This window comes from Staphylococcus sp. GDX8P54P, from assembly GCF_017893165.1.
Classification (GTDB): Bacteria; Bacillota; Bacilli; order Staphylococcales; family Staphylococcaceae; genus Staphylococcus; species Staphylococcus borealis.
Genome location: NZ_JAESMM010000070.1, coordinates 1 through 4,982, shown reverse-complemented (window position 1 = coordinate 4,982; position 4,982 = coordinate 1). Strand labels below are relative to the sequence as shown.

Below are 4,982 nucleotides of genomic sequence, written 5' to 3'. Positions count from 1 at the left end.
TTTAAGGGGTTTGTAGACAAGGTAAAGGATAAAACAGCACAATTCCAAGAAAAACACGATTTAGAACCTAAAAAGAACGAATTTGAACTAACTCATAACCGAGAGGTAAAAAAAGAACGAAGTCGAGATCAGGGAATGAGTTTATAAAATAAAAAAAGCACCTGAAAAGGTGTCTTTTTTTGATGGTTTTGAACTTGTTCTTTCTTATCTTGATACATATAGAAATAACGTCATTTTTATTTTAGTTGCTGAAAGGTGCGTTGAAGTGTTGGTATGTATGTGTTTTAAAGTATTGAAAACCCTTAAAATTGGTTGCACAGAAAAACCCCATCTGTTAAAGTTATAAGTGACCAAACAAATAACTAAATAGATGGGGGTTTCTTTTAATATTATGTGTCCTAATAGTAGCATTTATTCAGATGAAAAATCAAGGGTTTTAGTGGACAAGACAAAAAGTGGAAAAGTGAGACCATGGAGAGAAAAGAAAATCGCTAATGTTGATTACTTTGAACTTCTGCATATTCTTGAATTTAAAAAGGCTGAAAGAGTAAAAGATTGTGCTGAAATATTAGAGTATAAACAAAATCGTGAAACAGGCGAAAGAAAGTTGTATCGAGTGTGGTTTTGTAAATCCAGGCTTTGTCCAATGTGCAACTGGAGGAGAGCAATGAAACATGGCATTCAGTCACAAAAGGTTGTTGCTGAAGTTATTAAACAAAAGCCAACAGTTCGTTGGTTGTTTCTCACATTAACAGTTAAAAATGTTTATGATGGCGAAGAATTAAATAAGAGTTTGTCAGATATGGCTCAAGGATTTCGCCGAATGATGCAATATAAAAAAATTAATAAAAATCTTGTTGGTTTTATGCGTGCAACGGAAGTGACAATAAATAATAAAGATAATTCTTATAATCAGCACATGCATGTATTGGTATGTGTGGAACCAACTTATTTTAAGAATACAGAAAACTACGTGAATCAAAAACAATGGATTCAATTTTGGAAAAAGGCAATGAAATTAGACTATGATCCAAATGTAAAAGTTCAAATGATTCGACCGAAAAATAAATATAAATCGGATATACAATCGGCAATTGACGAAACTGCAAAATATCCTGTAAAGGATACGGATTTTATGACCGATGATGAAGAAAAGAATTTGAAACGTTTGTCTGATTTGGAGGAAGGTTTACACCGTAAAAGGTTAATCTCCTATGGTGGTTTGTTAAAAGAAATACATAAAAAATTAAACCTTGATGACACAGAAGAAGGCGATTTGATTCATACAGATGATGACGAAAAAGCCGATGAAGATGGATTTTCTATTATTGCAATGTGGAATTGGGAACGGAAAAATTATTTTATTAAAGAGTAGTTCAACAAACGGGCCAGTTTGTTGAAGATTAGATGCTATAATTGTTATTAAAAGGATTGAAGGATGCTTAGGAAGACGAGTTATTAATAGCTGAATAAGAACGGTGCTCTCCAAATATTCTTATTTAGAAAAGCAAATCTAAAATTATCTGAAAAGGGAATGAGAATAGTGAATGGACCAATAATAATGACTAGAGAAGAAAGAATGAAGATTGTTCATGAAATTAAGGAACGAATATTGGATAAATATGGGGATGATGTTAAGGCTATTGGTGTTTATGGCTCTCTTGGTCGTCAGACTGATGGGCCCTATTCGGATATTGAGATGATGTGTGTCATGTCAACAGAGGAAGCAGAGTTCAGCCATGAATGGACAACCGGTGAGTGGAAGGTGGAAGTGAATTTTGATAGCGAAGAGATTCTACTAGATTATGCATCTCAGGTGGAATCAGATTGGCCGCTTACACATGGTCAATTTTTCTCTATTTTGCCGATTTATGATTCAGGTGGATACTTAGAGAAAGTGTATCAAACTGCTAAATCGGTAGAAGCCCAAACGTTCCACGATGCGATTTGTGCCCTTATCGTAGAAGAGCTGTTTGAATATGCAGGCAAATGGCGTAATATTCGTGTGCAAGGACCGACAACATTTCTACCATCCTTGACTGTACAGGTAGCAATGGCAGGTGCCATGTTGATTGGTCTGCATCATCGCATCTGTTATACGACGAGCGCTTCGGTCTTAACTGAAGCAGTTAAGCAATCAGATCTTCCTTCAGGTTATGACCATCTGTGCCAGTTCGTAATGTCTGGTCAACTTTCCGACTCTGAGAAACTTCTGGAATCGCTAGAGAATTTCTGGAATGGGATTCAGGAGTGGACAGAACGACACGGATATATAGTGGATGTGTCAAAACGCATACCATTTTGAACGATGACCTCTAATAATTGTTAATCATGTTGGTTACGTATTTATTAACTTCTCCTAGTATTAGTAATTATCATGGCTGTCATGGCGCATTAACGGAATAAAGGGTGTGCTTAAATCGGGCCATATTGTTGTATAAGTGATGAAATACTGAATTTAAAACTTAGTTTATATGTGGTAAAATGTTTTAATCAAGTTTAGGAGGAATTAATTATGAAGTGTAATGAATGTAACAGGGTTCAATTAAAAGAGGGAAGCGTATCATTAACCCTATAAACTACGTCTGCCCTCATTATTGGAGGGTGAAATGTGAATACATCCTATTCACAATCGAATTTACGACACAACCAAATTTTAATTTGGCTTTGCATTTTATCTTTTTTTAGCGTATTAAATGAAATGGTTTTGAACGTCTCATTACCTGATATTGCAAATGATTTTAATAAACCACCTGCGAGTACAAACTGGGTGAACACAGCCTTTATGTTAACCTTTTCCATTGGAACAGCTGTATATGGAAAGCTATCTGATCAATTAGGCATCAAAAGGTTACTCCTATTTGGAATTATAATAAATTGTTTCGGGTCGGTAATTGGGTTTGTTGGCCATTCTTTCTTTTCCTTACTTATTATGGCTCGTTTTATTCAAGGGGCTGGTGCAGCTGCATTTCCAGCACTCGTAATGGTTGTAGTTGCGCGCTATATTCCAAAGGAAAATAGGGGTAAAGCATTTGGTCTTATTGGATCGATAGTAGCCATGGGAGAAGGAGTCGGTCCAGCGATTGGTGGAATGATAGCCCATTATATTCATTGGTCCTATCTTCTACTCATTCCTATGATAACAATTATCACTGTTCCGTTTCTTATGAAATTATTAAAGAAAGAAGTAAGGATAAAAGGTCATTTTGATATCAAAGGAATTATACTAATGTCTGTAGGCATTGTATTTTTTATGTTGTTTACAACATCATATAGCATTTCTTTTCTTATCGTTAGCGTGCTGTCATTCCTGATATTTGTAAAACATATCAGGAAAGTAACAGATCCTTTTGTTGATCCCGGATTAGGGAAAAATATACCTTTTATGATTGGAGTTCTTTGTGGGGGAATTATATTTGGAACAGTAGCAGGGTTTGTCTCTATGGTTCCTTATATGATGAAAGATGTTCACCAGCTAAGTACTGCCGAAATCGGAAGTGTAATTATTTTCCCTGGAACAATGAGTGTCATTATTTTCGGCTACATTGGTGGGATACTTGTTGATAGAAGAGGTCCTTTATACGTGTTAAACATCGGAGTTACATTTCTTTCTGTTAGCTTTTTAACTGCTTCCTTTCTTTTAGAAACAACATCATGGTTCATGACAATTATAATCGTATTTGTTTTAGGTGGGCTTTCGTTCACCAAAACAGTTATATCAACAATTGTTTCAAGTAGCTTGAAACAGCAGGAAGCTGGTGCTGGAATGAGTTTGCTTAACTTTACCAGCTTTTTATCAGAGGGAACAGGTATTGCAATTGTAGGTGGTTTATTATCCATACCCTTACTTGATCAAAGGTTGTTACCTATGGAAGTTGATCAGTCAACTTATCTGTATAGTAATTTGTTATTACTTTTTTCAGGAATCATTGTCATTAGTTGGCTGGTTACCTTGAATGTATATAAACATTCTCAAAGGGATTTCTAAATCGTTAAGGGATCAACTTTGGGAGAGAGTTCAAAATTGATCCTTTTTTTATAACAGGAATTCAAATCTTTTTGTTCCATTAAAGGGCGCGATTGCTGAATAAAAGATACGAGAGACCTCTCTTGTATCTTTTTTATTTTGAGTGGTTTTGTCCGTTACACTAGAAAACCGAAAGACAATAAAAATTTTATTCTTGCTGAGTCTGGCTTTCGGTAAGCTAGACAAAACGGACAAAATAAAAATTGGCAAGGGTTTAAAGGTGGAGATTTTTTGAGTGATCTTCTCAAAAAATACTACCTGTCCCTTGCTGATTTTTAAACGAGCACGAGAGCAAAACCCCCCTTTGCTGAGGTGGCAGAGGGCAGGTTTTTTTGTTTCTTTTTTCTCGTAAAAAAAAGAAAGGTCTTAAAGGTTTTATGGTTTTGGTCGGCACTGCCGACAGCCTCGCAGAGCACACACTTTATGAATATAAAGTATAGTGTGTTTATACTTTACTTGGAAGTGGTTGCCGGAAAGAGCGAAAATGCCTCACATTTGTGCCACCTAAAAGGCATGCAATTTCATAATCAAAGAGAGCGAAAAAGTAGAACGAATGATGATATTGACCATGAGCGAACACGTGAAAATTATGATTTGAAAAATGATAAAAATATTGATTACAACGAACGTGTCAAAGAAATTATTGAATCACAAAAAACAGGTACACGAAAAACAAGAAAAGATGCTGTTCTTGTAAATGAGTTGCTAGTAACATCTGACCGAGATTTTTTTGAGCAACTGGATCCAGGAGAACAAAAACGATTTTTTGAGGAAAGTTATAAATTATTTTCCGAACGATATGGCAAGCAAAATATTGCTTATGCAACAGTTCATAATGATGAGCAAACCCCTCACATGCATTTAGGTGTTGTGCCTATGCGTGATGGAAAACTGCAAGGAAAAAATGTGTTTAATCGTCAAGAACTGTTATGGCTACAAGATAAATTCCCCGAGC

At 35.5% G+C, this 4,982-nt stretch carries 5 protein-coding genes and 1 pseudogene; all 6 read left to right on the top strand.

The annotated features are described in order from the left end of the window. Positions 1-147 (top strand): annotated as a pseudogene (locus KA909_RS13155) (MobV family relaxase); the annotation flags it as partial. A gap of 244 nt (positions 148-391) precedes the next feature. Next, on the top strand, positions 392-1,375 hold the full coding sequence (locus tag KA909_RS13150; RefSeq protein WP_000336291.1) for a protein rep: 984 nt from the start codon (positions 392-394) through the stop codon (positions 1,373-1,375). A 168-nt stretch (positions 1,376-1,543) separates the two neighbouring features. After that, positions 1,544-2,305 carry an aminoglycoside O-nucleotidyltransferase ANT(4')-Ia gene (gene aadD1 / locus KA909_RS13145; protein WP_001014230.1) on the top strand — a complete coding sequence of 254 codons (762 nt, stop codon included), beginning with the start codon at positions 1,544-1,546 and terminating at the stop codon, positions 2,303-2,305. Positions 2,306-2,515: 210 nt separating this feature from the next. Then, positions 2,516-2,578 carry a tetracycline resistance efflux system leader peptide gene (locus KA909_RS13890; protein WP_012779615.1) on the top strand — a complete coding sequence of 21 codons (63 nt, stop codon included), beginning with the start codon at positions 2,516-2,518 and terminating at the stop codon, positions 2,576-2,578. Between the two features lie 33 nt (positions 2,579-2,611). Next, on the top strand, positions 2,612-3,988 hold the full coding sequence (gene tet(L), locus KA909_RS13135; protein WP_001574277.1) for a tetracycline efflux MFS transporter Tet(L): 1,377 nt from the start codon (positions 2,612-2,614) through the stop codon (positions 3,986-3,988). 552 nt (positions 3,989-4,540) lie between these two features. Next, positions 4,541-4,982: MobV family relaxase (mobV, locus tag KA909_RS13130; RefSeq protein WP_210130312.1), on the top strand; the 442-nt coding region annotated here is incomplete at its 3' end.

Bases quoted from the DNA above. Each gene is read 5' to 3' on its own strand.
- KA909_RS13150 (WP_000336291.1), top strand. From the start codon at position 392: ATGTGTCCTAATAGTAGCATTTATTCAGATGAAAAATCAAGGGTTTTA.